General features: G+C 73.1%; 25 protein-coding genes and 1 pseudogene. 10 read left to right on the top strand and 16 right to left on the bottom strand.

What is annotated here, in order from left to right; translation table 11 throughout:
- Positions 1-65 precede the first annotated feature (65 nt).
- Together ACLJTM_RS15580 and ACLJTM_RS15575 are read left to right on the top strand one after the other, a co-directional pair.
- Positions 66-1,541, top strand: coding sequence for a PucR family transcriptional regulator (locus ACLJTM_RS15580; protein WP_411104150.1), 1,476 nt, complete (start codon positions 66-68; stop codon positions 1,539-1,541).
- 283 nt (positions 1,542-1,824) lie between these two features.
- Positions 1,825-3,801: a glycosyl hydrolase family 28-related protein gene (locus tag ACLJTM_RS15575; RefSeq protein ID WP_411104149.1), complete on the top strand. Its 1,977-nt coding sequence runs from the start codon at positions 1,825-1,827 to the stop codon at positions 3,799-3,801.
- A gap of 39 nt (positions 3,802-3,840) precedes the next feature.
- Here the strand turns inward: ACLJTM_RS15575 and ACLJTM_RS15570 are convergent, their stop codons facing one another.
- Both ACLJTM_RS15570 and ACLJTM_RS15565 read right to left on the bottom strand, forming a co-directional pair.
- The gene (locus tag ACLJTM_RS15570) at positions 3,841-4,785 is read right to left on the bottom strand and encodes a 5'-nucleotidase (protein WP_411104148.1); all 945 of its coding nucleotides are present in this window, start codon (positions 4,783-4,785) and stop codon (positions 3,841-3,843) included.
- Positions 4,786-4,913: 128 nt separating this feature from the next.
- Positions 4,914-5,351 carry a hypothetical protein gene (locus ACLJTM_RS15565; RefSeq protein ID WP_411104147.1) on the bottom strand — a complete coding sequence of 146 codons (438 nt, stop codon included), beginning with the start codon at positions 5,349-5,351 and terminating at the stop codon, positions 4,914-4,916.
- A gap of 41 nt (positions 5,352-5,392) precedes the next feature.
- Between ACLJTM_RS15565 and ACLJTM_RS15560 the strand changes: the two are divergent.
- Both ACLJTM_RS15560 and ACLJTM_RS15555 read left to right on the top strand, forming a co-directional pair.
- Positions 5,393-5,449: pseudogene (locus ACLJTM_RS15560) on the top strand (hypothetical protein); the annotation flags it as partial.
- A gap of 95 nt (positions 5,450-5,544) precedes the next feature.
- Positions 5,545-5,985: a prolyl oligopeptidase family serine peptidase gene (locus ACLJTM_RS15555; protein WP_411104146.1), complete on the top strand. Its 441-nt coding sequence runs from the start codon at positions 5,545-5,547 to the stop codon at positions 5,983-5,985.
- Between the two features lie 218 nt (positions 5,986-6,203).
- Here ACLJTM_RS15555 and ACLJTM_RS15550 read toward each other — a convergent pair whose 3' ends face one another.
- The 4 genes from ACLJTM_RS15550 to ACLJTM_RS15535 all read right to left on the bottom strand — a co-directional run bounded on the left by ACLJTM_RS15550 (position 6,204) and on the right by ACLJTM_RS15535 (position 10,035).
- Positions 6,204-7,088 carry an alpha/beta hydrolase gene (locus tag ACLJTM_RS15550; RefSeq protein WP_411104145.1) on the bottom strand — a complete coding sequence of 295 codons (885 nt, stop codon included), beginning with the start codon at positions 7,086-7,088 and terminating at the stop codon, positions 6,204-6,206.
- 282 nt (positions 7,089-7,370) lie between these two features.
- On the bottom strand, positions 7,371-8,021 hold the full coding sequence (locus ACLJTM_RS15545; RefSeq protein ID WP_411104144.1) for a hypothetical protein: 651 nt from the start codon (positions 8,019-8,021) through the stop codon (positions 7,371-7,373).
- 75 nt (positions 8,022-8,096) lie between these two features.
- Complete coding sequence (locus ACLJTM_RS15540; protein WP_411104143.1) at positions 8,097-9,371, bottom strand: DUF6357 family protein; 1,275 nt, start codon at positions 9,369-9,371, stop codon at positions 8,097-8,099.
- A gap of 4 nt (positions 9,372-9,375) precedes the next feature.
- Complete coding sequence (locus tag ACLJTM_RS15535; protein ID WP_411104142.1) at positions 9,376-10,035, bottom strand: DUF6357 family protein; 660 nt, start codon at positions 10,033-10,035, stop codon at positions 9,376-9,378.
- A gap of 273 nt (positions 10,036-10,308) precedes the next feature.
- On the opposite strand from ACLJTM_RS15535, the gene ACLJTM_RS15530 reads away from it, so the two are divergent.
- On the top strand, positions 10,309-10,953 hold the full coding sequence (locus ACLJTM_RS15530; protein ID WP_411104141.1) for a hypothetical protein: 645 nt from the start codon (positions 10,309-10,311) through the stop codon (positions 10,951-10,953).
- Between the two features lie 253 nt (positions 10,954-11,206).
- On the opposite strand, the gene ACLJTM_RS15525 is transcribed toward ACLJTM_RS15530, so the two are convergent.
- The 5 genes from ACLJTM_RS15525 to ACLJTM_RS15505 form a co-directional block, all read right to left on the bottom strand.
- Positions 11,207-11,356 (bottom strand): hypothetical protein, encoded by a 150-nt coding sequence (locus tag ACLJTM_RS15525; protein WP_411104140.1) that lies wholly within the window; start codon positions 11,354-11,356, stop codon positions 11,207-11,209.
- Positions 11,357-11,585: 229 nt separating this feature from the next.
- The gene (locus tag ACLJTM_RS15520) at positions 11,586-11,828 is read right to left on the bottom strand and encodes a hypothetical protein (protein WP_411104139.1); all 243 of its coding nucleotides are present in this window, start codon (positions 11,826-11,828) and stop codon (positions 11,586-11,588) included.
- A gap of 496 nt (positions 11,829-12,324) precedes the next feature.
- Positions 12,325-12,960 (bottom strand): class I SAM-dependent methyltransferase, encoded by a 636-nt coding sequence (locus tag ACLJTM_RS15515; protein WP_411104138.1) that lies wholly within the window; start codon positions 12,958-12,960, stop codon positions 12,325-12,327.
- 39 nt (positions 12,961-12,999) lie between these two features.
- Complete coding sequence (locus tag ACLJTM_RS15510) at positions 13,000-13,176, bottom strand: hypothetical protein (protein WP_411104335.1); 177 nt, start codon at positions 13,174-13,176, stop codon at positions 13,000-13,002.
- A 101-nt stretch (positions 13,177-13,277) separates the two neighbouring features.
- The gene (locus ACLJTM_RS15505; RefSeq protein WP_411104137.1) at positions 13,278-14,012 is read right to left on the bottom strand and encodes a TioE family transcriptional regulator; all 735 of its coding nucleotides are present in this window, start codon (positions 14,010-14,012) and stop codon (positions 13,278-13,280) included.
- A gap of 61 nt (positions 14,013-14,073) precedes the next feature.
- On the opposite strand from ACLJTM_RS15505, the gene ACLJTM_RS15500 reads away from it, so the two are divergent.
- The 4 genes from ACLJTM_RS15500 (at position 14,074) to ACLJTM_RS15485 (ending at position 18,258) form a co-directional block, all read left to right on the top strand.
- Positions 14,074-15,321: an erythromycin esterase family protein gene (locus ACLJTM_RS15500; protein ID WP_411104136.1), complete on the top strand. Its 1,248-nt coding sequence runs from the start codon at positions 14,074-14,076 to the stop codon at positions 15,319-15,321.
- Between the two features lie 9 nt (positions 15,322-15,330).
- Positions 15,331-15,777, top strand: a complete 447-nt coding sequence (locus ACLJTM_RS15495; RefSeq protein ID WP_411104135.1) for a VOC family protein — start codon at positions 15,331-15,333, stop codon at positions 15,775-15,777.
- A 149-nt stretch (positions 15,778-15,926) separates the two neighbouring features.
- Positions 15,927-17,291 (top strand): cytochrome P450, encoded by a 1,365-nt coding sequence (locus tag ACLJTM_RS15490; RefSeq protein ID WP_411104134.1) that lies wholly within the window; start codon positions 15,927-15,929, stop codon positions 17,289-17,291.
- 124 nt (positions 17,292-17,415) lie between these two features.
- Positions 17,416-18,258: a class I SAM-dependent methyltransferase gene (locus tag ACLJTM_RS15485; protein ID WP_411104133.1), complete on the top strand. Its 843-nt coding sequence runs from the start codon at positions 17,416-17,418 to the stop codon at positions 18,256-18,258.
- 86 nt (positions 18,259-18,344) lie between these two features.
- Here ACLJTM_RS15485 and ACLJTM_RS15480 read toward each other — a convergent pair whose 3' ends face one another.
- From ACLJTM_RS15480 to ACLJTM_RS15470, 3 genes are all read right to left on the bottom strand, one after another.
- Positions 18,345-19,226 (bottom strand): polysaccharide deacetylase family protein, encoded by an 882-nt coding sequence (locus ACLJTM_RS15480; protein WP_411104132.1) that lies wholly within the window; start codon positions 19,224-19,226, stop codon positions 18,345-18,347.
- Between the two features lie 217 nt (positions 19,227-19,443).
- A complete protein-coding gene (locus tag ACLJTM_RS15475) occupies positions 19,444-20,499 on the bottom strand; it encodes a biotin/lipoate A/B protein ligase family protein (protein ID WP_411104131.1) in 1,056 nt (351 codons plus the stop codon).
- 210 nt (positions 20,500-20,709) lie between these two features.
- Positions 20,710-21,936: a saccharopine dehydrogenase family protein gene (locus ACLJTM_RS15470; protein ID WP_411104130.1), complete on the bottom strand. Its 1,227-nt coding sequence runs from the start codon at positions 21,934-21,936 to the stop codon at positions 20,710-20,712.
- Between the two features lie 185 nt (positions 21,937-22,121).
- On the opposite strand from ACLJTM_RS15470, the gene ACLJTM_RS15465 reads away from it, so the two are divergent.
- Positions 22,122-22,886, top strand: coding sequence for a TetR/AcrR family transcriptional regulator (locus ACLJTM_RS15465; protein ID WP_411104129.1), 765 nt, complete (start codon positions 22,122-22,124; stop codon positions 22,884-22,886).
- Positions 22,887-23,567: 681 nt separating this feature from the next.
- On the opposite strand, the gene ACLJTM_RS15460 is transcribed toward ACLJTM_RS15465, so the two are convergent.
- Positions 23,568-24,272, bottom strand: coding sequence for an antibiotic biosynthesis monooxygenase (locus ACLJTM_RS15460; protein WP_411104128.1), 705 nt, complete (start codon positions 24,270-24,272; stop codon positions 23,568-23,570).
- 182 nt (positions 24,273-24,454) lie between these two features.
- Complete coding sequence (locus ACLJTM_RS15455) at positions 24,455-26,569, bottom strand: prolyl oligopeptidase family serine peptidase (protein WP_411104127.1); 2,115 nt, start codon at positions 26,567-26,569, stop codon at positions 24,455-24,457.
- Positions 26,570-26,694 lie beyond the last annotated feature (125 nt).

Genomic DNA, 26,694 nt, shown 5'->3' with positions numbered 1-26,694 from the left:
CGGTGTCCCTTGGCCGGCGGCGCAGAAACCTTCCGCTGCAGTTTGTGCACGATGACAATGCCGTGATGGACGACGAACCGGCCGAACCGGCTGAGCCGGCCGAGCCGACTGATCCGACCGAGCCGAGCGAGCCCGCCTTCGCGGCCCTGCTGCCCCACGTCGACGCATTCGCCTCGGCCACCCTCTCGCGGTCGGCCAGGGAGATCCCGGCCTACCGGATGCTGCCGACGAGCGTGCTTGAGGCCGACCTCGCCGCCAACGCCCGGACGCTGTTCCGGCTCTTCCTCACCACGGTGGCCGAGGGGCGGGCGCCGACCGAGCAGGAGTGGGCGCTTCCGGTCAGCTACGGGGCGGAGCGGGCGCGCGACGGGCTGCCGCTGGAGGCCGTCCTGCGGATGTACCCGCTGGGCGCCTGCGAGGCCTGGCGGCTGATCTCGGCCGCTCCCCCGCCGGGCCTGCGGCCGCAGGTGCTGGTCGAGCGGCTGCTCGACTTCCTCGGCGAGGTGATGCCGCGGGTCGCGCAGGCGTACCTGCAGGAACGGGACGCGCTGGCCTGGGAGCGCCGCGAGCAGCGGCAGAGCCTTGCGAGGGCACTGCTGGAGGGGCGCGCAGCCCGTCGTGCGGCGGAGCGGTGCGGGCGCACCCTGGCCGACCGGTACGACGTACTGGTCTTCCGGCTGCCGTCGACGGGGCCGGCCCGATCCCCCGCGGCGACCTCGGCGGCGGGCGCGGCGGCGAGGTCTTCGGCAGCGGCGGGCGCGACTGCTGGCCCGGCGGCGGGCGCGGCTGCCGGCCCGGCGGCGGGTGCGGCTGCCGGCCCGGCGGCGGGTGCGGCTGCCGGCCTAGCGGCGGGCCCGGTGGCGGGCGCGGCTCAGGATGCCGGGCAGCGCGCCGCCACCGGGCTCTTCCGCGCCGTGCAGGACGAGTTGGACCGCTGTCCCGACGTCCTGGTGGCCTTCCGCGGTGAGGGCGACGGTGACGGAGTGCTGCTGGTGCCGCGTGCGCCGGGCTGCGGGGGCGAGCTCGCCGTGGAGCAGTTGCTGGGGCGGATGGACGCGGCGGCGGGGGCGCGCTGCGCCGCGGCGGCCGCCTCGGCTGCCGGCCATGCGGCGATCCCCGAGGCGTACGAGCAGGCCCTGGACGTGCTGGCCCTGGCCGAGACCCTGGGCCGGCCGCCGGGGCTGCACCGGCTGGGCGATCTCGCGGTCGCATACCAGCTCGCCCAGCCGGGTCCGGCCCGGACGGCCCTCGCCGGACTGCTGGCGCCGCTGGCCCAGCACCCGCACCTGCTGGACGCGCTGCGGGCCTTCCTCGCGACAGGGCACAACCGGGGCGCTGCGGCCGCGTCCCTCAGCATTCACCGCAACACGCTGACGTACCGGTTGTCCCGTGTGCACCTCCTCACCGGCCGGGACGCCACCTGCCCCACCGGTGCCCGCGACCTCGCCGCGGCGCTGACCGCGTACGACGTGGAACGGCGCGCGGCGCAGCGCGCCGCGGAGGGGGCGCCGTACCGGTTCGCCGCCGAACGCCAGCGGTAGCGAGCGGCGGGAGGGCCCGGCGGCAGGAAAGACCGGAAGCCCAGAGAAGACCGGACGGCGGGACGGACCGGGAGACAGAGGCACCGGGAGGCGTGGAGGCGTACGGCGGATCGCGGAGGCGTACGGCGCCCGGCAGGCCTGGCGCGCCGAACGGATCAGCCCTGGCCCCACCCCGCCCGCACCACGCCACCCGCATCACACCGCAACGCAAAAACTTTGCAGTGAGCTGACATTTTCGCACGCCTCTTGCCGTGTTCCTGCGCGCAGTCCTACTGTCCCCGCCATGCCCCCTATAAGAACGGCCGCCGCGCTGGCGGCGATGACAGCCGCCACGCTCCTCGGCGCCCTGGCCGTCTCCCCCGCCCAGGCCCGGCCCGCCAGGGCCGCCCGTTCCGTCGTCACCCGGGCCGCACTCGACCCCGCCCTGGTGGCGGGCCGCGGTGCCCGGGTGGGCTTCGTCGAGCAGGAGGCCGAGAACGCGGTCACCTCCGGCACGGTGATCGGCCCGGACCGCACCGCCTACTCGCTGCCCGCCGAGGCCTCCGGCCGCAAAGCGGTGAAACTGGCGCCCGGCCAGTACGTGGAGTTCACCCTGCCCGCCGACGCGGACGCCCTCACCGTGCGCTACAGCCTCCCCGACGCGCCCGGCGGGGGCGGGATCACCGCGCCGCTCGATGTGTCCGTCGACGGCAGGAGCCGCCGTACGATGACGCTGACCTCGCAGTTCTCCTGGCTCTACAACCAGTACCCCTTCAGCAACGATCCGCAGGCCGGTCTGCTGCACCCCGATTGGTGGATCACCGAGTGCGGGTGCGTCCCGGCTGCCACCACCCCGACGCCGGTCATCTCCAGGCCCTTCCGGCCCCACCACATGTACGACGAGCAGCGCCTGCTGCTCGGCCGGAAGTACCGCGCGGGCGACACGGTCCGGCTCACGGTGCCTGCCGGATCCCGCGCAGCGTGGACCGTGATCGACCTGCTGGACTCGGAGCTGGTCGGAGCACCGCACGTGGAGACGGCTGCGGCCAATGTGCTGCTGTTCGGCGCCGACCCGACCGGCCGGCGCGACGCGGCGGACGCCCTCGACCGGGCCGTCGCCTTCGCGCGCGCCCACCGGTTGCCGGTCTACCTGCCGCCGGGCACGTACCGGGTGGACCGGCACGTCGTCGTGGACGACGTGACCATCACCGGGGCAGGGGGCTGGTACACCACCGTGAAGGGGAAGGGCGTCGGCTTCTACGGTAAGCCCGCGGCGGACGGTGGCTCCCGCAACGTCCACCTCTCCCGCTTCGCAATCGAGGGTGACGTCCGTGAACGCGTGGACACCGACCAGGTCAATGCCATCGGCGGAGCCATGAACGACTCGACCGTCGACCGGATGTACCTCCACCACACCAAGGTGGGGATCTGGTTCGACGGCCCGATGCGGGGCGTCCGGGTCACGGACAACGTCATCACGGACCAGATCGCCGACGGCCTCAACCTGCACACCGGGGTCACCGATTCCCTGGTCCGGGACAACTTCGTACGCGGCACCGGCGACGACGGACTCGCCCTGTGGTCGGAGACGACTGCCGACGCCCGCAACACCATCGACCACAACACCGTCCAGAGCCCCACCCTGGCCAACGGCATCGCCGTGTACGGCGGGGCCGACACCCACGTCACGGCCAACCTCGTCGCGGACCCGGTCCGGGAGGGAAGCGCCCTGCACGTCGGCGCCCGGTTCGGCGCCGAGCCCTTCACCGGAACCCTGCGCTTCGCGGACAACACCACCGTCCGGGCCGGCACGTACGAGCTGAACTGGAACATCGGGCTCGGTGCGATCTGGTTCTACGCACTGGACCGCAGCATCGACCGCGCCGACGTCCAGGTCACCGGCAGCGCCTTCCTGGACAGCACCTACAACGCGGTCATGCTGGTCACCGACTGGCCCGTCAAGGACACGTTCCGCATCGAGAACGTGCACGTCAAGGACACGCGGGTGGACGGCACCGGCACCTCCGTGGTCAGCGCCCGGGCAGCCGGCTCCGCGAGCTTCGAGAACGTCGACGCCCGCAATGTGGGCGCCGTCGGCGTCAACAACTGCGGTTCCTTCCACTTTCCCGCCAACGGCTCGGAGTTCTCGCTCACCGATCTGGGCGGCAACGACGGCGGCGGCACGACCGGCCCGTGGCTGGCCGCCTGGGAGCTGCCGAACACCCTCACCTGCGAGGACCGCCCCACGGTGGTTCCCCCGCCGGCCCCGTCCCCCTGGTAGCCGGCCGGGGCGGCCGGCCTGCGGCGTACCGGGGCCTGCTCAACGGGGCTCGGGCGCCACGGCGTTGACCGCCCCGAACGGTATGTGGACGCTGGGGGTACCGGGTGCCGTGCCGTCGAGGTGAAGGATCTGGTCGTCGAAGAAGAGGTGCGGGTCGAGGAGCCCCATGACCGCAGCCTTGTCTATGCCGCCGAGGAAGAAGGCGTCGTCGACCCGCAGCCCCCATTTCTTGAGACTCCCCAGGGCGCGTTCGTGCGTGGGTGCGTCCCGGGCGGTCACCAGGGAGACGCGCAAGCGGGGCCGGTAGGCGGGATCGTGGCGCCGGGCATCTTCCTCGCGCCGCTGCAGCCGGTTGAGGCCCGCGAGGAAGTCCCGCAGCGGGCCCGGGTCGTGCGGGGTCGCCGCATTGCGGACCTCGTGCGCGCGGAATCCGTCGAGGCCTTCGGCCTGGTAGACCCGCTCGGAGGTGTCATCGGCGAGCACCCCGTCGAAATCGAAGGCGATGCGGAGTTCGGGGTCGCCCTCGTCGTCGGTGCGTGCCGTGGCGAGGACATGGCCGGCCGGTTGCCCGTCGGCGACGGCGGCACGCACGTCCGCGCCGTTGCCCGAGAGGAAGAGGGACATGTTCAGCGCCGGCATGAACGGGTGGGACGGCCGGCCGTGGCGGAACACCGCCCGGCTGATCGGCAGGCCGTGGGCGCGGATGGAACGCATGACCCGTACGCCGGTGTCCGGATCGTTGCGGGAGAGGATGATGACCTCGACCAGCGGATCGTCCCTGTCCGCAAGGTCGTTGAGCGAGAGCAGGCGCCGGACGAAGGGGAAGGCGACGCCCCGCGGCAGGGCGTCGTCCACGTGCGCCTCCTGGTGGGCCCGGTACGCCTCCTCCCCCTGCTCCCGGAAGACCGCGTCTCCCTCGGCGAGGTCGAACAGGGCGCTGGATGCGATCCCCACGACCAGGCGGTTCGACAGCTCGTACCTCATGTGGCTCCCCTCCGCGGACAAGCGGCCTATACCCCTGCGCCGATCCGCCCACCCGCCCGGGGCCGGACCGGCGGCGGCGGCGAGGTCGTCGGTCGGCTCCGGGAAGGCGACGGCCGGCGGGCTTGTCGTCAGCGGAACGGCGTCGCTACTTCACATCGTGCAGTTGGGCTGGGAACGGTGCCTCCAAGGCTGTGCCGGTAGTCGATGGAGACCAGGGCGAGTCCGGCCCCCAGCACCGCGCCGTGCAGCAGGGCGGCGGGCACGGTCGGCGGCGGGTAGCGGCGGTCGCCGTCCAGCCAGCCGCCGCCGTGGATCCAGACGACGGCGGGGAACGGGACGTCACCGGCCGGGACTTGGACGTCGAGCAGCCGCGGCCGGTAGCCGGGCGTGGTGGCGTAGGTGGCGCCGTCGAAGCGGCGCACCCCGTGCGCGTCGGTCACAGGCGCCACCGGGGGCCGGTAGGGCGGCGGCGGCCAGGTCATGTCGGCCGGGTCGAGCGCGGCCGGGTCGAGCGCGGCCGGGTCGAGTGCGGCCGGGTCGAGTGCGGCCGGGTGGGAGGAGGTCATTGCGACCCTTCTGACGGAGCGGGCTTCGTCATGCTGCCGGGATCCGCTACGTCCGCCACTGCGCCGGGACCCTCGGCATCGACCCGGACCGGATCGCCGTGTGGGGCGAGTCCGCGGGCGACCACCTGGCCGCCCTGGCCGGCCTCGTCGGCCCGGGCAGCACGGACGCCGAGGCCCTGGAGGGCGCGCAGGGATGGGCTCCGGGGAGACCGCGGTGCGCGCCGTCGTCGACTGGTACGGGGTCTCCGACCTCGTCGCCCTGGCCGCGCACCCGATGCCGGCCATGCCGGCCATGCCCGCCAGCGTCGTGTTCCCCGACCCGTACGAGGCGCTGCTCGGCGGCACCGCGGCGGAACGCCCCGCGCTGGCCCGGGCCGCCAGCCCGGTCACGTACGCGGCGGACACGACCGCCACCCCGCCGCCGTTCCTGCTGGTCCACGGCACCCGGGACGGCTTGGTCCCGTACAGCCAGAGCGAGGCTCTGGCCGCGGCCCTGGCAGCGGCGGCGGGCGAGGTGGTCCTGCAGCCGGTCGAGAACGCCGACCACATCTTCCTGGGCTCGCCCGACGTGCCGAGCATCGTCACCCAGAGCGTCACCTTCCTGGCCCGCCACCTGGGCGGGACGAGGACCTGACCCGCGGTGGGCCGGAGGCGGCGGACGGTCGGCGGTGAGGGCCGCCGGGCCGGCGCGTCGCCAAGAGTCAGACGAGGGTCTTCCCCGGGTCTCACAAGGGTCTGACAGGGGGTCTGACAACGGTCTGACAGGGGTCTGACAGGGGCTCTCGTGCAGAGCTGAGGATGGCGGGCCGGGACCTGCTCGTCACCGAGCAGCATCCCGGCCGACTGGTACGGCTACCGTCCGCTGGTGGCTTGACGGTCCGGTGTCACGAGGTGTCGGGCGAAGAACCGGGCCGCATCGTCCCCCGCGAACCGTGGGACGCCGGTGTGCCCGCCCATGTTGGCGTGCAGGGTCTTCTCCGTGGATCCGAACGCGTCGAACAGGTCCAAGGCCGCCTGCCGGTCGTTGCCTTCGTCATCCCACTGCAGCAGGACGTGCAGCGGGATGGTCACCTGCCGTGCCTCCTCGAACATGATGCGCGGTACGAAACTCCCGGCGAACAGACCAGCGGCCGCGATACGCGGCTCGACCACCGCCAACCGGATCCCGATGGAGATCACGCCTCCCGAGTAGCCGACCGGGCCGCCAATCTCGGGCAGCGCAAGGAGGGCGTCCAGGGCGGCTTGCCACTCCGGGACCGCCTTTTCGACGAGCGGGAGGACGAGCGCATCAATGATGGCGTCGCTGACCGGCTCGCCTGCCTCGATGGCCCGGCGCAGATCGGCGCGGGCCTGGTCGGCGGCGGGCCACCGGGGTCGGTCGCCGCTTCCGGGGAGCTCGATGGTGGCCGCGGCGAAGCCCTCCGCCGCGCACTGCCGGGCTCGGTCCACCAGTCGGGGATACATCCTGCGCAGCCCCAGGGGAGGGTGGCCGAGCAGGATCAGCGGCACCGGTGGGGATGCGGGTGCGGAGGCGCCTGCGGGTACGGAGGACGCTGCCGGTACGGGTACGGAGGACGCTGCCGGTACGGGTACGGAGGCCGCTGCCGGTACGGGTACGGGGGCCGCTGCGGATGCGGGTACGGACGCTGGAGTCCACAGGAGGCCGGGAATCTCACCGAGGGTGAATGCGCGTTCGAGGACGCCGTCTTCGAGGCGCTGCTCGGAGGTGAAGTGCATGGTCGTGCCTTTCGGGAGTGCACTGGGTGGCGCTCCCGGACGACCTGCCTATCGCCCTACCGTGGCCCTGAAAAAGGGGAGCACCCATGGAGATACTGCGTTCACGGGTACCACCTCCTCGTTCTCTTGCACGGCCTCCGGAACCGTAGCAGTGGCCGCCGTGGCTTCGCCAAGGGTTTTCGCGGACGCTCCGCGGTCGGTCGGACAGCAAGGCGGTCATCGGGTCCGCTGGCCGTGGCCGTGGCCGTGGCCGTGGCCGCAGACCGGCGGGGTGCCGGGGCCTCAGGCGGCGAACGGGTTCGTATGGCCGGGCAACTGCTGCCCCGGGCGCAGGAATCGCTGGGCGCCCTGTGCGTCGCGCACCGCCAGGAACCCGGCGTCCGTCAGTCGCTGTGCGATCTTCCGGCGGCGCATCGCGCCGACCGTGAACGCCACGGTGACGAGCAGCGCGGCCGCTCCGCCCGAGGCGACCGCCTCGACCGGCGACTTGTCGATCAGCAGGAGGACGGTCAGGGCCGCGCAGGCGAGGTAGGTCAACGCCTTCCGCTTCCGGTCGGCCACGTACAGGCCCATGACGTCGAAGGTGATGAGGTCCTTCAGTACGGCCACGGCACCGACCGCTTCGGGGAGCGGCTTCAGGGAGCCGTGCGCAAGCCCCGGCGCGGTGCCGCCGTTGCCCGCCTGCGGATGGGCGGTGATGGTGGCCGCCTCGCGGACGCGCGCGGCAGGCTGCGGGTCGCGGTACATGCGGACCTGGATGAGCGAGTTCTTGAACCCGGTCCTGTACGCCATGCCGTACGTGTAGCCGTACTGCTCCGCCACGTGCGCCAGGGCGGCCGCCTTCGGCGCGGTGCCCTGGGGGGCGATCTCGACGATGTCCTGCTGGCGGGCGATCTGCCCGAGCATTCCGGCTATGTGTCGTTCTACGGACATGCTGTTCCCGCCCCTGGGCCCGCGTCTGGGGCCGACCGGCGCACAGCCTAGTGGCCGCGCCGGATTCCGCTGGACCTACCGGCTGTGGCGCCGCCGGCGCGCGCGCTCGAAGTCGGCGACATCCGACATCCAGGGACCGTGCTGTTCGAGCGCGGCGCAGCCGCCGCGGAGAAAGGCATTCACCAGCTTCCGGTAGCCGCTCATCCCGTCAACCAGGCTGTACTCGACCCGGTACTCCGGATCGGACCTGCCGTCGCCCTCGCGCAGCGTCGTGATCCGGGCGATGGAGTCCGCGTAGAAATGGAGCTGTATTCCTTCGCCCCTCTCCTCGTCCTCGATGGTGAAGACTTCGTTGTCCGCGGCAGAGCGGTCGCCGACGAAATCCCAGAACTGCGCGGAGGCGCTGCGGGTACTGTCCCGCCGCCACTTCTTCTCGACGCCCTGGTCGTCGGTGAACGACAGGGCCGTCTTGCTCGCGCTGCCGCCGGAGTCGGCGCGGTGGCCCACAGTCTCCCCGTCATCCTCCACGGGTGCATTCCTGGACCGGTCCGCCGCTTCCGAGCACATCAGGAAGCCCACGGTACGCACCGCATCATCGACCAGCTCGGGGTGTGCACGGCGTACCGCCGCTTCGACCGCCGTCTCCATCCGCTGCCAGTCGCGCCTGTCCGTGGCGCGCTGTCCGCGTCGCGGATCGCGGCCGATCCGCATTCCGGCACACGCCTGCTCCGCCGTGGTGATCACCCGCATCACCTGGGGCAACAGCGCGGGGTCGACGGCATCGGACATCCGGCGCGGCACCGTCGCGCCGTGCAGATACTGGCCCGCATACCGGAGAATCGCGGCGTCGAGCGGACCGAGCACGGTTCCGCGCTCGGCGCGGCGGCGCTCCGCGTCATACTCCTGAGCTCGTGTCCCGTTCGGCGTTTCCGTCGCGGCATGCATCGCCGCGCAGACCTGACCGCGTTCGAGTAGACCGGTGTCGGCTCCGTGGGCGATGAGCCGGCTCCTGTCCCACGGGATGCGCTGGAAGAGTTCGTCGACGTCCGCGGGCGCGCCGAGGAGGACCGGGTCCAGGAGCGCAAGGGCAGCGTTCTCGTCGAGCCGGCCCCGGGTTCCGGCGACGTCGCACAGCGGAAGGACGGCACTCCACAACAGCAGGTGTCTGGCCAGGTCCTCCCGGATCACCGCAAGGTGGGCCGCGCTGATCGAGAACGTGAACGTGCGGGGCTCGCGGTTGGCGTCGGCCCCGGCTCCGAGCATCAGCTTCAACTCGGCGCCCTGGCGGACCACGCGGGGAATCCAGCCGCCCTGCCGCGCGAAAACGATGTCGAAGGCGGTGTCGCTCACGGACTCACGCCCGCCGTGCACATGCGTCATCGAGGCGCGTGTCGGCGCGCACCCAGACCTCGCCCTCGGCGGCCCCGACCGGGGCGTCGACCCGTTCGATACCGAGGAACTCGATCAACGTGAGCAGGAGGGCTCGTTCGGCGCGGTCCTCGTCAGCGCCACGTGAGTCGAAGAAGACGTAGAACCGGTCACTCGGGTCCACGCTGCCCGAATCCTCCCAGATGCGTGCGAGTTCATCGATTGCCGCTGCTTCCGTCGTCATCGTGGCGGCGCGGGCGGCGCCGCGCATCTCCGGTGACGCGTCGAGGTCGGCGGGGTCGGAGAACCACTGGCCGAAGCGGTCGAGGCCCGCACAGCCGTTCTCGAAGAACAGCATCGCGCTCGGAAGACAGCGGTTGGCTTGGTCGATCCGAAGGTATTCCGACCTTGGCGGGTCCGCGGCGTGGGTCCGCGAGATCAGGCCTCGTCCGGGCATGAGGACCAGGCGCTGCCCCGACCGTTCGTCTCGGATGGTGTAGGTGTCGGCGCCGGCTTCGCGACCATGGAAGAACGTAGAGAACGCTACGTAGGCTTCCTGAGGGTCGCCCACTGAGACCTTCTGGTCGTTGCCGTCACCGACGGCGAAGACGAACTGTCTGGGTCCGGGTTCGTAGGGGCGAGCCATATGCGTCCTTCGTTCATGCGTGCTAGACGCACCAGCGTAGTGGCACGGGAACGGAACGGACCTGCGTTCATGGCGCACGAACAGCAGGAGAACCGGCAGCTCGGCCCCTCGGCTCCCCCACGGCTCCAGCGGACAGCCGCGTTCGAGCGCGGGCACCGCAATCGACGGGACTTCGTGCAGGCGGCGGCCGTCCCAGTGCGCGGCGCCGGCGTCCGACCGCTTGGCGTCGCACGCACCCTTCCTCAACCGGTGACACCGCCCTAACGTTCAGTCATGACAAGCGTACGGATCGACCGTTCGGATCCTGACGTGGTCGACGTCATGCTGCGTGAGGACGTCGGGCCGCTCGCCTTCACCGCCAAACGTTGGCCCGGGGAGGCTTTCGGATCGCTCGCAGCCGGCGCCCTCTACGGCACCCCGCTCTACGTGGTCATGGCGGTCCTGGAGCAGAGTCCGGGCCGGATCTGGGCTGTGGTGGGGATCGCCGCATTGGTGGGACTCGTCGTCAACACGTTCGTGATCCTTTACGGGGCCTTCCGAAGCGTGACCCGCCTGCGGTTCTCGCCCGCGGCCGCCCCGGACACGATGACCCTCGTCAGGGGCTCCCGCGCCGATCGGCCGAGGCCGCTCGCCGACGTACAGCAGGTATGGATCGACCACTCCATCGTCGAGTCGCACGAGCAGGACCGGAAGCCGGTGTCCGCCACCATCACCCTGCACGTCTGCCTGAAGAGCGGTCGCCTGCTCCGGCCCATGCCCATCCTCCCGTGGACCACCGACACCACGCCGCTCCACCAGCAACTGCAACGGGCGCTCGCGCCCGCCGCCGTCCAGGTCGACCTGGTCGTGCAACGCCGCGTGCAGCCCCCTCCGTGGTTGGTGATGGGCCACGGAGGCTCGACCGGCAGCGGGGGCTGACCGGACACACGCCCCCGGCGGGCCGGAGAGTTGAGGCCGCGGCCGCCCGGCGGGGAGACGGGCAGGGGCACACCGGCAGCAGGCCTCGGGCGTACCGGGCCGCGACAACGGGCGCACCGGAGAGCAGGCTTCGGCGGCGCCGCGGCCAACATAACGCTCAACAGGGGGGAAGGGGCGACCCGGTGACGCAGGCTGCGGGCTTCCTGCTCACCCTCCGCGCTCGCGAACCGCGGCCGTCCGACCCTGCCGCGGGTCAGCCCTCGGGCGGATCCCAGGTCTCCGGCATCGAGCTGTGGTGCTCCACCGGATCACCCGTGCCCCAGCGCGCCCAGAGCAGGAAACCGCCGACTCCCAACGCCAGCAGCCCCACCGGTATGCACACCGCGAGAAGCCATTCCCCCATGTCATCCCCTCCCACCGACCGTCCGGCGACACCCTCTCCCGCCGACATGGCCTGCTCGCAGCTCCACCGTTCGGAGACACGCTCACCCCGAGGACGCAGCAGGGATGCCAGAAGTTCCGGCACGCATCCGCCGCTCGTATCCGCCGCTCGCATCCGCCGACCGGCAACCGGCAGCCGACAACCAGCGACGGGCTACGGGCTACGGGCAGGTGAACCGGGGGCCAGTAGGTCAGGAGGTGCCGCGGTGTACCAGGGCGGCTTCCACCGCCGGGACCGGTGGGGTCGTGCCCGTCTCGATCAGTTCGTGCACGGCATCCGCGACCTGCGCGGGCGGCGTCAGGTCGAGGCGGATCGTGGTGAGCGGGGGCTGCTGGAACCCGGCGAGCACGAGGTCGTCCGAGCCTGGGACGGGGAGTTCTTCGGCCATGACGCTCTCGACGATCCTTGCGGTGCATTCGTATCGGTCCGGCACGGGCTCTTCTCCCCCACGAGGTTACTCGAGTAGACCGATGCAGCGGAGAGTGCGTACCTCAACCGATATAGCCTCTGCGGAGGCGTAAGCCGACCCCTCCCGCCCCTTGGCCAACTTGCCACCGGGGCGATGTCCGACCCCCGATACCCGAGGGGCGAACAGCATCCCGAGCCGCAGCGCACCGCGGTGCGGCCTACCCCGACCCCGGCCTCTAGTGACCTGCGTCAGGGATTCGATGGCAGTAGGCGGCGACTTTGTCGAGGATCTCGGACCCAGGCGCTAGGCAGTGCTGTCTGCGTATGGCGCCCATAAGCGGGCTTCAACGTCCCACACAAGGTCGACGACCTCGGCAACCTCTCCTCATGGCGTGACCAGCGCTTTTTCGCCACCTTGACGGAGTGCCTGCCGGTGCACAGCTGGTCCGCCGCGCCTTTGGGCACTCCTCCGCACCTGCCGTGACCCCGCCGACTCCCGTGTGTGCCCGTGTTCTCGTCCCTCAGGCGTGCATCCACAGGTGGCCGCGGCGGAACCGCTCCCCCTCCTGGGGTTCGCGGAGCATGCGGCCGAGTTCGGTGAACCCCGCCCGGCGGGCCAGTGCGGCGAGGCCGTCGACGGGCCAGCGGTAGGCGGTGACCACGCGGTGGTCGAATGCCGTCACCGGCCCGCCTTCGGACTCGAAGAAGGCGAGCAGGAAAATGCCGCCCGGCTGCAACACGCGGCAGAACTCCGCCAGATACTTGGGAAGTTCGCGCGGTGGGGCATGGATGACGGAGTACCAGGAGACGATGCCGGCCAGAGTGGCGTCGGGCAGGTCCAGGCGGTCCATGGAGCCGATCTCGAACCGCAGGTCGGGGTAGGCCTGTCGGGCCAGGCCGATCAGGGCGGGCGAGAGGTCGACGCCGGACACGTCGAGGTGCAGGTCTCGCAGGTACGCCGTCACCTGCCCGGGTCCGCAGCCGAGTTCGGCAACGGGCCCGCCGCCCGCAGCCCGGACGAGTTCGGCGAAGGCCGTGAGCACCGAGCGGTCCAGGGGGAGGTCGTCGAGCGCGTTGCGGACGAAGTCGGCGTAGAGGACCGCGGCGGCGTCGTAGGCCTCGGCGGTCGCGCGCAGGTGCGGGGCGAGTCCGGTCATGGAAGACGACCCTAGGGGCTGCGGCGACCTGACGGAACCTCAGGCCGCCGCGTGCTCCGGCTCGCAGGCCACGACGAGGAACGCGTCCCGGTCCAGGTCCATCACGACGGTTGCCGTCTCGCCCTGGGCGGTGCGCTGTGCGGCGTACTCCTCGGCCGGCCAGCTGCCGTGCGGTCCGCCCGCGGGAAAGGATTCGAGGATCTTGGTACGCATCATGGACGACACCTCCGACGACGGCCGTGCTGGTCAACCTGTGTGGCCCCTATGCCCGCGATCGGAGCGGTCATGCGCGGGCGGGGCCGGACGGGGCAGTGCCCTCACCCGAAGGCGCCGAGGTACGCCTCCAGCTCGGCGGCTCCGGCCAACAGCGCCCGTCCGCGGGCGGAGAGCCGGGCGCGCCAGCCCGTCAGGGCCGCCTCCAGCGGCTCCAGACCGCCGGCGGAGCGTACCTGGTCGATGAGCGGGGCGATCTGCTCCAGCGGGTAGCCGCCCCGTCGGAGCTGGTGGGCCAGCCGGGCGTCCCGTACGTCGGCCTCGTCGTAGACGCGGTACCCGGTGGTCTGGTCCCGGCGCGGGCGGATCAGGCCGGCGCGCTCCCACTTGCGCAGCGTCGCGGGCCGCAGGGCGAGTTCCTCCGCCAGCGGCCCGATGAACATGCCGCTGCCGGGCACGGTCACTGCCGTGCCGTGCCGGGCTGCCGCTACGGGTGCCAGCTCACGGAGGGCGTCCTCGACGGCCTGGAGGGTCCGCCGGTCCTCGCGGAGCTGGGCGTGGCTCTCGTCGATGAGGCGGAAGGCCTCGTCCTGCGCACCCTGGTTGACGGCCCGCATGATCGCGGTGGCCGCCGGATGGCCGTGCCCTGGCACCAGGGCGAGGAACGCGGTCAGCGCGCGGGCGTGCAGCGGGGTGTAGCTGCGGTAGCCGTGGGGTGTGCGGTCGGCGGGAGGAAGGATCCCGGCTTCCTCGTAGTTCCGGACGGCCTGGGTGGACAGCCCGTGTCGGCGCGCCAGATCGATCGGCCGCAGCCGCTCCCTGCTTTGAAGCTTTTGCACCGTGGAGCCCGTCTCATCGCCGAAAAGTTTCCACCGACGGTTCAACGATACCGTTGAAGCCATGGTTGACGACATCACGCACTCCCTCACGCCTTCCCTCACCCCCTCCCTCACGCAGACCCTGTACGCCGTCGAGGCCTCCCCGGTCATGCGGTTGATCGGGGGCCGGCCGCGGCTGCTCGCCCTGGGCGAGCCCACCCACGGCGAGGACGCCCTGCTCGATGTGCGCAACGACCTGTTCCTGCAGCTCGCCGAGGAGGCGGGCTACCGGACGATCGCCCTGGAGAGCGACTGCCTGAGGGGCTTGGCCGTGGACGAGTACGTCACCTCCGGCCGGGGCGACCTCGACGAGGTCATGGAGCACGGATTCAGCCACGGTTTCGGGGCCTCGGCGGCCAACCGGGAACTCGTGCGCCGGATGCGGGTCCACAACGACGGCCGCGCCGTCTCCGAGCAGCTCCGCTTCGCCGGCTTCGACGGCCCGCTGGAGATCACCGGCGCCGCAAGCCCCCGCCGCGCCCTCATCGCCCTCCACGACCACCTCGCCGCCCATGGGGACGCAGCACTGCTCCCCTGCACGGCGGAGCACCTCGACCGCCTGCTCGGCGCGGACGACCGGTGGACGGACCCCGCCGCGATGGGGGACCCGGCCCGGTCCGTCGGGCAGTCCGACGAGGCCCGGGAGCTTCGGCTGCTCGCGGACGACCTGGTCGCCCTGCTGGACTCCCAGACGCCTCACCTGCTGTCGGTGGTCTCGCGGGACGCCGTGGACCGGGCGCGGCTGTACGGGCGGACCGCCGTGGGGCTGTTGCGCTACCACTTCTGGATGGCAGACACCTCCCCGGCCCGGATGACCCGGCTGGTGGGGTTGCGGGACCAGATGATGGCGGAGAACCTGCTCGCCCTCGCGGAGCGGGGCCCGGCCCTGGTGCACGCCCACAACGGCCATCTCCAGCGGGAGAAGAGCAGCATGCGGTGGGGGGCGACGTCGCTGGAGTGGTGGAGCGCCGGTGCACTCGTGAGCGCGCGTCTGGGCGGGGAGTACGCCTTCCTCCCGACGGCGCTCGGCACGATCCGGCACCGCGGAGTGGACCTCCCGCCGGCGGAAACCGTCGAAGGGCTCCTGTACGGCCTCCCGGAGGACCGCTACCTGGTCGACGCGCCACGGCTGGCGGGCCTCCTGCGCCCGGCGGCGCCCGCGCACCGCGTGTCCGCCTGGTTCGGCTACGCCCCCTTGGACCCGGCCCACCTGGCCGCCGCCGACGGGCTCGTGTACGTCAAGGAGGTCGTGCCGAAAGAGTCGGCCTAGGGTGGGTCCATGCAGCAAAGGATCAGTCTGATCACTCTGGGAGTGCGCGACCTCGCGCGGGCCAAGGCCTTCTACGAGGCGCTGGGCTGGCGGGGCCAGGAAGTGCAGGAGACGGTCTTCTTCCAGGCCGGCGGCTTGGGGCTGGTCTTGTGGGGGCGGGCCGAACTCGCCCGGGACTGCGGACTGGCCGACGGGGCGGGTACCGGTTTCGGCGGGATCGGGCTCGCGCACAACGTGCGCTCCCGGGACGAGGTCGACGAGCTGCTCGGCGCCGCCGAGCGGGCCGGTGCGACCGTCACCCGGCCGGCCGCACTCAACGAGATCGGCTTCTACACCGGTGTCTTCGCCGATCCGGACGGCCACGCCTGGGAGGTCGCGTACAACCCGGCCTTCCCCCTGGCGGCGGACGGCACCCTCACCCTCCCGGACTTCGGCAGGCCCGACCGCAGCCCCTGACCGCAGCCGCGCGCACGGCGCGCCGGGCAGCCGAACCGTGACGCGGATGCCGCGGGTCCGCCGCCGGCGGGCCCCGAAGCCCGTGGCGTGGGGCGGGAGTTCGGGGGTGCAGTCTGGCGGTGGGGCGGGCGCGCTGTCACCATGCCTGCGTGACCGCCACCCTGCCGACGCCCGCGGGCGCCGAGCGCGGACCGCGCCAGTGGCCCCTGCTCGGGAACCTTCCGGCCTTCGCCCGCGATCCCCTGGCCTTCTTCGAGTCCCTGCGCGACGAGTACGGCGACTGGGTGCCCTGGGCGCTCGGGCCGCAGCGCAACGTGCTGGTGTCGCGGCCCGAGCACGCGGGCGAGCTGCTGGGCGCGGTCGAGAGCACCTTCCGGCCGACCGAACTGGGTTGGGCTTTCCGGAAGTTGCTGGGCAACGGGGTGGTCGTGGCCACCGGCGACGACTGGCGGCGCAAGCGGGCGCTGGTGCAGCCTGCCGTCCGGCCGCGCCAAGTGCGCACGTACGCCGCCACGATGGTGGAGTGCGCGGACGTGCTGGCCCGGAGCTGGGCGCAGGGTGACCGGATCGACGTCCACCGGGAGATGGCCGGACTGACCCAGCGGATCGCGGTGCGCACCCTCTTCGGCAGCGACGCGACCGGACGGGAGGCTCCGATCAGTGCGGCGATGGCCACGGCCCAGCACGAGTTGGGCATGGAGTTCCGCGGGGTCACGCTGTTCCTGCCGCCGTGGGTGCAGACTCCGGGACGGCGTCGGATGCGGGCCGCCGTGGCTGTCCTGGACCGGGAGATCGAGCTTGTCATACGCGAGCACGAGGCGGCCGGGGCGGCGGGTGAGGAGCGGGACGACCTGCTGAGCCGACTGCTCGCGGCCCGCGACGAACAGGGGCTGCCGCTGTCCCGTACGGAGCTTCGGGACGAGTCGATCACGCTCTACATCGGGGGTCACGAGACCACCTCGACCACGCTGACCTGGGCCTGGCAGCTCCTGTCGGGGGCGCCGCGGGCGCGGGAGCGGCTGACCGAGGAGCTCGACCGGGTGCTGGGCGGGCGGCTGCCCTCGTACGAGGACCATGCCCGCCTTCCCTGGACGCAGCAGGTGGTGAAGGAAGCGCTGCGCATCTACCCGCCGATCTGGCTGATCTCGGCGGTGGCCGGTGAGGGCGCGTCGCTGGGCGGGCGGGCGGTGCCGGCCGGTACTGCGGTGTGGACCAGCCCGTGGTCGGTGCACCGGGACGCCCGGTGGTTCCCGGATCCGGAGGCCTTTCGTCCGGAGCGGTGGGACGCGGACGCCCCGCAGCCGGTGCCGGAGCACGCCTGGTTCCCCTTCGGCGGTGGCCCGCGGGCCTGCCTGGGTGCCCGGTTCGCCCTGGTGGAGGCGGCGCTGGTGCTGGCCGTGCTGGGGCAGCGCTTCCACCTGGACACCGGCGCCGTCCCGGCGAAGGTCTTCCCGGGGCTCACCCTGCAACCCGCGGAGTCCGTCCTGGCGACGCTGCGGCCGGTCCGTGCGTAGCGCCCGTCCGCGGGAACGCGCGGCCCGCGAGGACGGGAACCCGGGGGCCGGGCGGTCGACCTGCACGGCCGGGGAGCGGCGCCTACCCTCGGATAAGGGGTCGGCCCGAACCCTGGAGGCAGTCATGTCCGAGGCGAGCGACGCGGTCACGGCGGACCGCGCACTGAAGGCACGGCACCGGGCCATGTGGGCCATGGGCGACTACCCGTCCGTGGCGTCCCACGTCATCCCGGACGCCGGTGCCGAGCTGGTCGCGGAGTGCGGGGTGCGGCGCGGGGACCGCGTACTGGACGTGGCCGCGGGAGCGGGCAATGCCGCGATCCCGGCCGCCCTCGCCGGGGCGGACGTCGTGGCGAGCGACCTGACGCCCGAACTCCTGGAGATCGGACGACACAAGGCCGGGGTACGGGGCGCCGAGCTGGACTGGCGTGAAGCAGACGCGGAGCAACTGCCCTTCGCGGACGGGGAGTTCGATGTCGTGATGTCCTGCTTCGGTGTCATGTTCGCCCCTCATCACCGGGCCGCCGCCGACGAGCTGGTCCGCGTCTGCCGCCCCGGCGGGACGGTGGGCCTGGCGAACTGGACGCCCGAGGGGTTCGTGGGCCGGATGTTCGCGACGATGAAGCCGTTCGCCCCGCCCGCGCCGCCCGGAGCCCAGCCGCCTCCCCTCTGGGGGGACGAGGAGCACGTGTACGAACTGCTCGGCGACCGCGTCACGGACGTGGAGGCCCGGCGCCGGACCGTCCGGGTCGACGCCTTCCCCGGGCCCGGCGAGTTCCGCACCTTCTTCAAGACCTGCTACGGCCCGACCGTCGCGGTCTACCGCTCCCTCGGGGACGACGCCGACCGGGCCGCGGCGCTGGACCGGGCCCTGGACGCGCTGGCCGAGGAGGAGACCCGGGACGGAGCCATGGAGTGGGAGTACCTCCTGCTGACCGCCCACCGGACCGCTCCGGCCGCCTCCTGACGGGCGCGGTACGGGCCCGGGCGCACGGTACGGGCCCGGGGGCGCGGTACGGGCCCGGGGGCGCGGTACGGGCCCGGGGCCCGGGGTCAGGCGGTGCGGGCCGGGAAGGTGAAGGAGTAGCCCTGGGCCTTGAGCCACGGCAGGTACCGGGTGAGGGCGGCGACGGTCTGGGAGCGGTCGCCGCCCCCGTCGTGGAACAGTACGGTCGGCTGCGCGGGCAGCCCGTTCTCGACCGTCGACAGGATGGCGGGCAGGCCGGGCCTGCTCCAGTCCTTGGGGTCGACGCTCCAGCCGAGGGGGCGCATGCCGCCGGCGGCCGCTATCTCCCGGCTCGCGGGGGTGAACGCTCCGCCGGGGGCCCGGTAGTAGTCGACGGAGACGCCCGGGGCCGCCTTCTCGATCATTTCCTTTGCCGCGAGGATCTGCCGGCTCTGGTAGGCGACGGGCTTGTGGTCCATCGTCACGTCGTGGTCGACGGAGTGGTCGCAGAGCCGGTGCCCGGCGGCGGCGACCTGGCGGACCAGGTCGGGGTGCGCCTGGGCCTCGGTGCCGATCATGCAGAAGGTGGCCTTGACGTCGTTCTTCCGCAGCACGTCCAGCACCTGCGGGGTCCAGCGCGGGTCGGGGCCGTCGTCGATGGTGATGGCGATGTCGTGGCCGGGGCCCTGCGCGAGCCGGGAGATCCCGACGGGGACCTGCGCGACCGGCGCCTGCGCGGCCGGTGCGTGCGCGGCCGGCGCCTGCGCGGCCGGCGCGTGTGCGGCCGGCGCCTGCGGCGTCTTCGGCTGGGCCCGCAGGGACCCGGCGTCGGAACGGGACGCGTCGGAGTGGGACGCGGCGGGCGGCTGCTCCGCCGAGCCGCCGGCGGCGGCGAACGCCGGCGCGCCCGCTGCGGCCAGCAGTCCGAGGACGGCTGCCGACACGGTGAAGCCGGCCCGGCGGCGGCTTCCGGAGGTGGTGGTGCCCATGGTTGCGCTCTTCCCTTGCCCTCGACCCCCCGGTCTCACGTTGCCTGTCCAGGCTAGGGCGCAGACGGTGGGCCGTCCGTGGCCGAAAGGCCCTGATCTGTGCCGTCCGGGCGTGATGTCGGCCACGGCGTCGCCGGGAATGCACCGGTTCCGACGGCGACGCGAGGGAGCTGGGGGGATGGGGGGATGGGGGATGGGGGGATGGGGGACGGCCGCGTCAGGGGACGCGAGCGGTCCATTCGGGTGTGGCGAACTTCGTCGCCGCCAGGTTCCGGGCCTGCGCCATCTCCTCGGCGGTCACCGTGTCCTCCGTCAGTCCGTACCGGCCGCGGAAGGCCCCGACCATGCGGGCGATGACCTCCTCCCGGGGCAGTCCGGTCTGCCGGCGGAGCGGGTCGACGCGCTTCTTGGCGCTCTTGGTGCCCTTGTCGGAGAGTTTCTCCCGGCCGATGCGCAGGACCTCGGTCATCTTGTCGGCGTCGATGTCGTAGGCCATCGTCACGTGGTGCAGTACGGCCCCCTCCCCCGCCACGATCCGCTTCTGTGCGGCGCCCGCGATCTTCCCCGCCTCGGTGGCGATGTCGTTCAGGGGCTGGTACCACGCCGTGACCCCCATCTCCTCCAGGGCTCCGAGGACCCAGTCGTCGAGGTAGGCGTAGGAGTCGGCGAAGGGCAGCCCCGACACCAGGGACTCCGGTACGGACAGCGAGTACGTGATGGTGTTGCCGGGCTCGATGAACATGGCGCCGCCGCCCGAGATCCTGCGGACGACCGTCATGCCGTGGCGCCGCGCGCCTTCCGGGTCCACTTCGTTGCGCAGGGACTGGAAGCTGCCGATGACGACGGCGGGGGCGCCCCACTCCCATACGCGCAGGGTCGGCGGGCGGCGGCCGACCGCGACCTCCCGGGTGAGGACCTCGTCGAGGGCCATGTGCAGGGCCGGCTCCTGCGGCGGCATGTGGATGAGCCGCCAGTCGTGGGCGGCCCATTCGGTGGCCTGGGCGAGGGCGCGGCGCACGGCGATGGCGATGCCCTCGGCGCTCACCCCGTACATGCGGGTGCCGGGCGGCAGGGCGGCCGTGATCCGCGCGGCGAGCGCGGTGGAGTCGGAGTCCGCCGGGGCGCCCTCCAGCGTGGCGTTCACCGCGTCGAGGGCCTCGTCCGGTTCGAGGAAGAAGTCGCCGGAGACCCGTACGCCGCGCAGGGCGCCGTCCTCCCGCTCCAGATCGGCGACGACGAGCTTGCCGCCGGGAACCTTGTACTCACCGTGCACCGGGGTTGCCTCTCGGGGAAATGACCGGCTCGGTCGGGTTTGTTCTTCACGCTCATGCTCACGCTAGCCGACGCCGCGGCCGCCTCCCCCGGGCGGGGCTCTGCGCCCGCGGGCCTGCCGGGCGCCTCTTCCGCCCGGCGGGGGCGGTCGGAAGGGGCGCCCTGTCCGGCGGTCGGCGGTTGGCGGGGCCGGCGGTTGGCGGCCGGCGGCTCAGACCTCTTCGCGCAGGCCCCACGGCGTGCCGTAGGCGGTGAGGAGGTCGAGGAAGGGCCGGGCCGGCAAGGCCTCGGGGCCGAGCACTCCGGTCCCCGACCAGACGCCCGCGGCGAGCAGTTCCAGGGCGACGACGGGGTTGACCGCGGTCTGCCAGACGACGGCCTGCGAGCCGTACTCACGCATCGACCACTGGTTGTCGACGACGTGGTACAGGTACACCTCGCGCGGGCGGCCGTCCTTGGTCCCCTTCACCCAGGTGCCGGCGCAGGTCTTGCCGGTCATCTTCCGGCCGAGCGTCGCCGGGTCCGGCAGGCAGGCCGCCACCACGTCGCGGGGCGAGACGCGGACCGCGGCGCCGTCCTCGCCGCGCACCGGGACCGGGGCGGTGGAGTCCAGGCCGAGGGCGTGCAGGGTGCGCAGCTTGCCGATGAAGTCCTCGCCGAGTCCGTACTTGAAGGTGACGCGGCGGGCCGGGATCCACCGGGGGATGAGGAGGACCTCCTCGTGCTCGACGTTGACGCACTCGACCGGGCCGATCCCCTCGGGGAAGTCGAAGACCTCGGGCTCGCTGAACGGCTCGGTGGTGAACCAGCCGCGCCCGCGCTCGTAGACGACGGGCGGGTTGAGGCACTCCTCGATGGTGGTCCAGATGTTGAACGACGGGGCGAACTCGTACCCCTCGACGGTGAGGTTCGCGCCGTCGCGGATGCCGATCTCCTCGATCTCGTCGAAGAGTTCGTCGGCGGCGTGGCGGGCGAAGACGTCGGAGAGCCCCGGTTCCACACCCATGCCGACGAGCGCCAGACGGCCCGCGTCCGTCCAGGCATCGACCTGGGCGAACTGCTCGTCGCCCAGTTTGGTGCCGCACTCCTGGTGGGGGTGTTCGGGGTGGGGCCGGGACAGCGACATGGCCATGTCGAGGTAGTGCGCGCCGCCCGCGAGGGCGGCGCGGAACAGCGGCATCACGAAGCGGGGGTCGGTGGCGTTCAGCAGGACGTCGCACCGCTCGGCGACGAGGAGCGCGGTGACGGCGGCCTCGTCGGAGGCGTCGATCTGCCGGGCGGTGAAGCGTCCACGGGGATCGCCGGCCGAGGCGACGGCCGCCTCGGCGCGGGCGGGGTCGTAGTCGGCGACGACGAAGCCTTCGAAGAACTCGCGTCGGGCCGCGATCCGGGTGATCGCTGTGCCGACGCCTCCTGCGCCGACGAGGAGTACGCGCATGGCGGTGCCTTTCTCGCTGTCCGGTGGGTGTGCCCGGTAAGTCCGGACGGGGGGCCCGGACGGGGGCCCGGACGGGGGGTCTGGACGGGGGGTCTGGACGGGGATACAACCGGGCCCGCCGGGTTAAGGTCAATGCTGTTGGCATAAGGACCGGCTCAGGGCCGGCCGGCGCGGGAGGCATGGCGATGGCGAAGAAGGTGGTGCCGGAGGAGGCCCGCAGGCGCAGGCGGCCGACCCGGTCCGGGTCCGTGCTCACGGAGCGGGTCATCGTGGAGACGGCGTTGCGGATGCTGCGCGAGCACGGCAGTGCCGGGCTGTCGGCGCGCCGGCTGGGTGCCGCGCTCGGCGCGGACCCGAGCACCCTCTACCGGTACTTCGCCGGCATGGACGCTCTGACGCTGGCCATCGGCGAGGAGCTGATCGGCCGTGCCCTGGCGGGGTGGGCGCCGACCGGTGACTGGCAGGGCGACCTGCGAGGCCTCGGGCTGCGCATCCACGGCGCCTACCTCGACCATCCGCAGGCCGCCCTGCTGACGGCCGGCCGCGTGACGGGGCGGCCGCGCGAGATCGCGGCCGACGAGGCGATCCTCGGCATCCTGCGGTCGGCCGGCTTCCCCGACCGCGACGCGGTGCGGATCTACCACGTGTTCATCGACCAGAGCCTGGCCTTTGCCGCGCTTGACGCGGGTGCGCTGGCGTTGGCGGCGGACTCCCGCGAAGCGGACGAGGAGATGTGGGAGTCGACGTACGCACGGCTCCCGGCGAACCGGTACCCGCACATCGCGGCGACGGCCGGGTTCCTGGCGGAGCGGATGACCCGCAGCGCCTATCCCGCGGCGCTGGACATGCTGCTGGCGAGCGCCACGGCGGAGCTGGATCGACCCGGAGGGCCGCCCGCCCCCGGCGGCGGTCCCGGCCCGGCCCGGCGGCCGAACGCCACACGGCCCTGACCCGACGGGGTCGGCGGGGTCGGCGGGACCGGCAGGGGCGGCGGGGGGTCGGCGGGACCGGCAGGGACGGCGCAACCGGCCAGGTCCGCGGGTCAGGCGGGACCCGCGGGTCAGGCGGGTCAGGCGGGACCGGCAGGACCGGCGGGACCGACGGGTCAGGCGGGACCGGCGGAACCGGCAGGGTCGGCGGGGCCAGCGGGGTCGGCGGGACCCGCGGGTCGGGCGGGACCGGCAGGGTGGCGGGGTCGGCGAAACCGGCAGGGTCGGCGGGGCCAGCGGGACCCGCGGGTCAGGCGGGGCCAGCGGGACCCGCGGGTCAGGCGGGACCGGCAGAGTCGGCGGGACCGCCCGGGTCGCGGGGTCGGCGGGGGCAGCGGGCCCGCGGGTCGGGCGGGACCGGCAGGGTGGCGGGGTCGGCGAAACCGGCAGGGTCAGCGGGACCCGCGGGTCAGGCGGGACCGGCAGGGGCGGCGCAACCGGCCAGGTCGGCGGGACCCGCGGGACCCGCTGGTCAGGCGGGACCGGCATGGGCGGCGCAACCGGCAAGGTCCGCGGGTCAGGCGGGACCCGCGGGACCGGCGGCGGCCTGGGCCGCGGGGTTCCTTCCGGCGGGCTCTTTGGCCGCCACCGCAGGCAGCGGAGCTTCGGCGCAGGCTGCGCGGGCTGTGCCCCTGTGGCTGGTCAGATCCGCGGGGCCAGGGTGAAGGCGGGGACGTAGCGGCGGACGCTGTTGTGGCTCAGGGCGGGGAAGGACAGGACCCGGTGCCACGCCTCGGTGTCGGACCCGATGCCGGTACCGGGCGCTGCGAGCGCCTCGGCGTGCGCCTGCGCGTCCGTCCACTCGGCGTAGTTGAGCATCCGGGTGCCGAGCGCGTCGCGGTGGAAGTTGGCGGAGATCCCGCCCGCCGCCGGCGCCGGGTCGGTCGCGAGGGCGTCCACCACCAGGTCCACGAAGGTCCGTGCCGCGTGGGGTGCCTCCGGGTCGAAGGCGGCCTCGACGATGACGACGCAGCCGGGTGTCGCGGTGGCCCGGCCGGTGGTCCGGTCGGGCAGGTAGCGGTGCAGGCCCTCCCGGACGATACCCGGGACCGCCGCGTCGACCTCGGCGTCGCGGTCCTCCCGCCCCGTCCGCAGGAACTTCTCGTACGCCGCCTCGTCGGCCCACTGCGCGTAGTGGAAGAGGCTGTCGCCATCGGTCCCGGCGAGCACGGTGTACGAGAGCAGTTCCGCGGCCGGCCACGGCCTGCCCGCCCACGTCCTGGCAAGGGCGTCGACGGCAGCCTCCTGCCGCTGGGCGGTGCCCAGCCGCCAGGCGCCGGCCTCGACCATGCCGACGCCGTCGCGGCCGAAGTGGGGCCGGGTGACCGGTTGGACGGTGCATTTCACGGCGGTCTCCTTGCGTCGCATCCCTGAGGCTCGGTCAGACGCATTCAAACGCACCGGAGTCGGGGCGGTCGAGCCGGGTGGGGCCGAGGCGCCCGGCGTCCGGGGGGACGGGACCGCGGCATCGGTGCAGCCGCAGGTCCCGGCCTACCCCGCACGGGCGCCGTTCGGGTGCCCGGTCCCGGCTATCCCTCTCCCGGCGCTCCCGCAGGCACGGAACGTCCGGATGGCAGCGGGGCCGGACCGGAACGGGCCGCGGGGACCGACCGGGCGAGATGCTGCCACAGGAAGGTGTACAGCAGCGCCTTGTTGGCCGCGGCCTGTCCGTTGTCACCGGCGCCGGAGTGACCGCCGCCGGTGTTTTCCCAAAGGAGCACCCGGTGGCCGAGTTCGCGCATGCGGGCGGCCATCTTGCGAGCGTGCCCCGGGTGGACGCGGTCGTCCCGGGTGGAGGTGATCAGCAGCAGCGGCGGGTACTCCGCTTCGGCGGTGAGCCGGTGGTAGGGCGAGATGGCCTGCAGATGCTCCCGGTCGGCCTCGCTGTCGGGGCTGCCGTACTCGGCGACCCAGGAGGCCCCCGCCAGGAGGCGGTGGTAGCGCAGCATGTCCAGCAGAGGCACTTCGGCGGCGATCGCACCGAAGAGGTGGGGGTGGCGGGTCAGCATGGCGCCCATGAGCAGACCGCCGTTGCTGCCGCCCGCCGCGCCGAGCTGCGGCGCGGTGGTGATGCCGCGGGCGACCAGGTCGGCGGCGACGGCCGCGAAGTCCTCGTACGCCCGCGGCCGTTCGGCGCCGGACGCGGCCCGGTGCCAGGCGGGTCCGTATTCGCCTCCGCCCCGGATGTTGGCGACGACGTAGGTGCCGCCCTGCTCCAGCCAGGCGCGGCCGGTGACGGCGCCGTAGGCGGGGGTGAGGGAGACCTCGAAGCCCCCGTAGCCGTACAGGAGGGTGGGCGTGGGGCCGGTGCGGGTGGGGTCGGGGCCGGTCACGAAGTACGGGACCCTGGTGCCGTCGGCGGAGGTCGCGAAGAACTGCCGGACCGTGAGGCCGGCGGTGTCGAAACGGGCGGGTGCCTGCTTCAGGACTTCGGTACCGGCGCCGATCTCACCGCGGTGGAGGGTGGACGGCTGGAGGAAGCCGGAGACGTCGAGGAAGTACTCGTCGCCGGTGTCCGGGTCGGTGTCCACGATCGTGGCGGCGGACAGGCGGGGGACGTCCGCGAGGGGGGTGCGGGTCCATGCGCCGCCGTCCGCACCGGGGGTGAGCACCTCGATGCGGGTGGAGACGTCGTGCATCGTCTGCAGCAAGAGGTGGTGCCGGGTCCAGGCATGCCCGGCCAGCGCCGTGTGCTCGTCCGGCGTGAACAGCACCTGCGCCGTGCGGTCCCCGGCGAGGAACGCCTCGAAGGGGAACAGCAGCAGGGAGCCCGCCCGGTGGCCGAGCCACTGCGACCTGGGCGTGACCACGAGGTGGTCGCGGTGGACGTACGCGCGGGAGTCCTCCGGCACGTCGATGCGGACCAGGTGGGCGGCCTCGGCCCCGTCCTCCACCAGGAGGTGGCGTTCGGTACGGAAGAAGTCCAGCGAGCGGGCCACGAAGCTGCGCTCGTACCCCGGAGTCGCGTCGTGCCAGCCGACCGCGGACACGTCCCCGGGCTCCCCCGCGAAGACGAGTGCGGCGTCCTCGATCGCGGTGCCGCGCCGCCAGCGGCGCACCGTGCGCGGGTACCCGGACTCCGTGAGCGAGCCGGGTCCGGTGTCGGTGCCGATGAAGACGGTGTCGGCGTCGATCCATCCGATGTCGGTCTTGGCCTCCGGCACCCGGAAGCCGTCTGCGACGAAGGCGCGGTCACCGAGGTCGAACTCGCGGACCTCGACGGCGTCCCCGCCGTCCCGGGACAGCCGCACCAGGGCCCGGTCGTAGGCGGGCCGGCGCACTGTGGCACCGGCCCACACCCACTTGTGGCCCTCCGCCTCGGCGAGCGCGTCGATGTCGAGCAGGACCTCCCAGTCGGGGGACTCCTTGCGGTACTCCTCCAAGGTCGTGCGCCGCCAGATCCCGCGGACGTGGTCGGCGTCGCGCCAGAAGTTGTAGAGGTACCGGCCCCGCCGGCGCGTGTACGGGATACGGTCGGCGGCGTCGAGCACCTCGCGCAGCCGCGCCGTCAGCTCCGGCAGTTCCGCGAATCCCGGGCCGGCGGCCAGCGCCGCAGTCGTCTCGGCGTTGCGCTCCGCCACCCACTGCAGGGCGGCCGGCCCTTCGACGTCTTCCAGCCAGACGTAGGCATCCTCATCGGTCACGGGCTCATTCTCCCGGTCCCGGAACCGTGCAGGACCGTTCCACCCGCAGTCGCCCGCACCGAGGGCCTGCCGGGCGGCGGGATCCCGGCTGCTGCGCCACGCGGGTGCACCGGGGCGGAGGCGAT

The sequence above is a fragment of the Streptomyces sp. cmx-4-9 genome (assembly GCF_046548835.1).
GTDB lineage: Bacteria > Actinomycetota > Actinomycetes > Streptomycetales > Streptomycetaceae > Streptomyces.
Note: the sequence above shows the minus strand (reverse complement) of the source record. Positions and strands in the feature narration are given on the sequence as shown.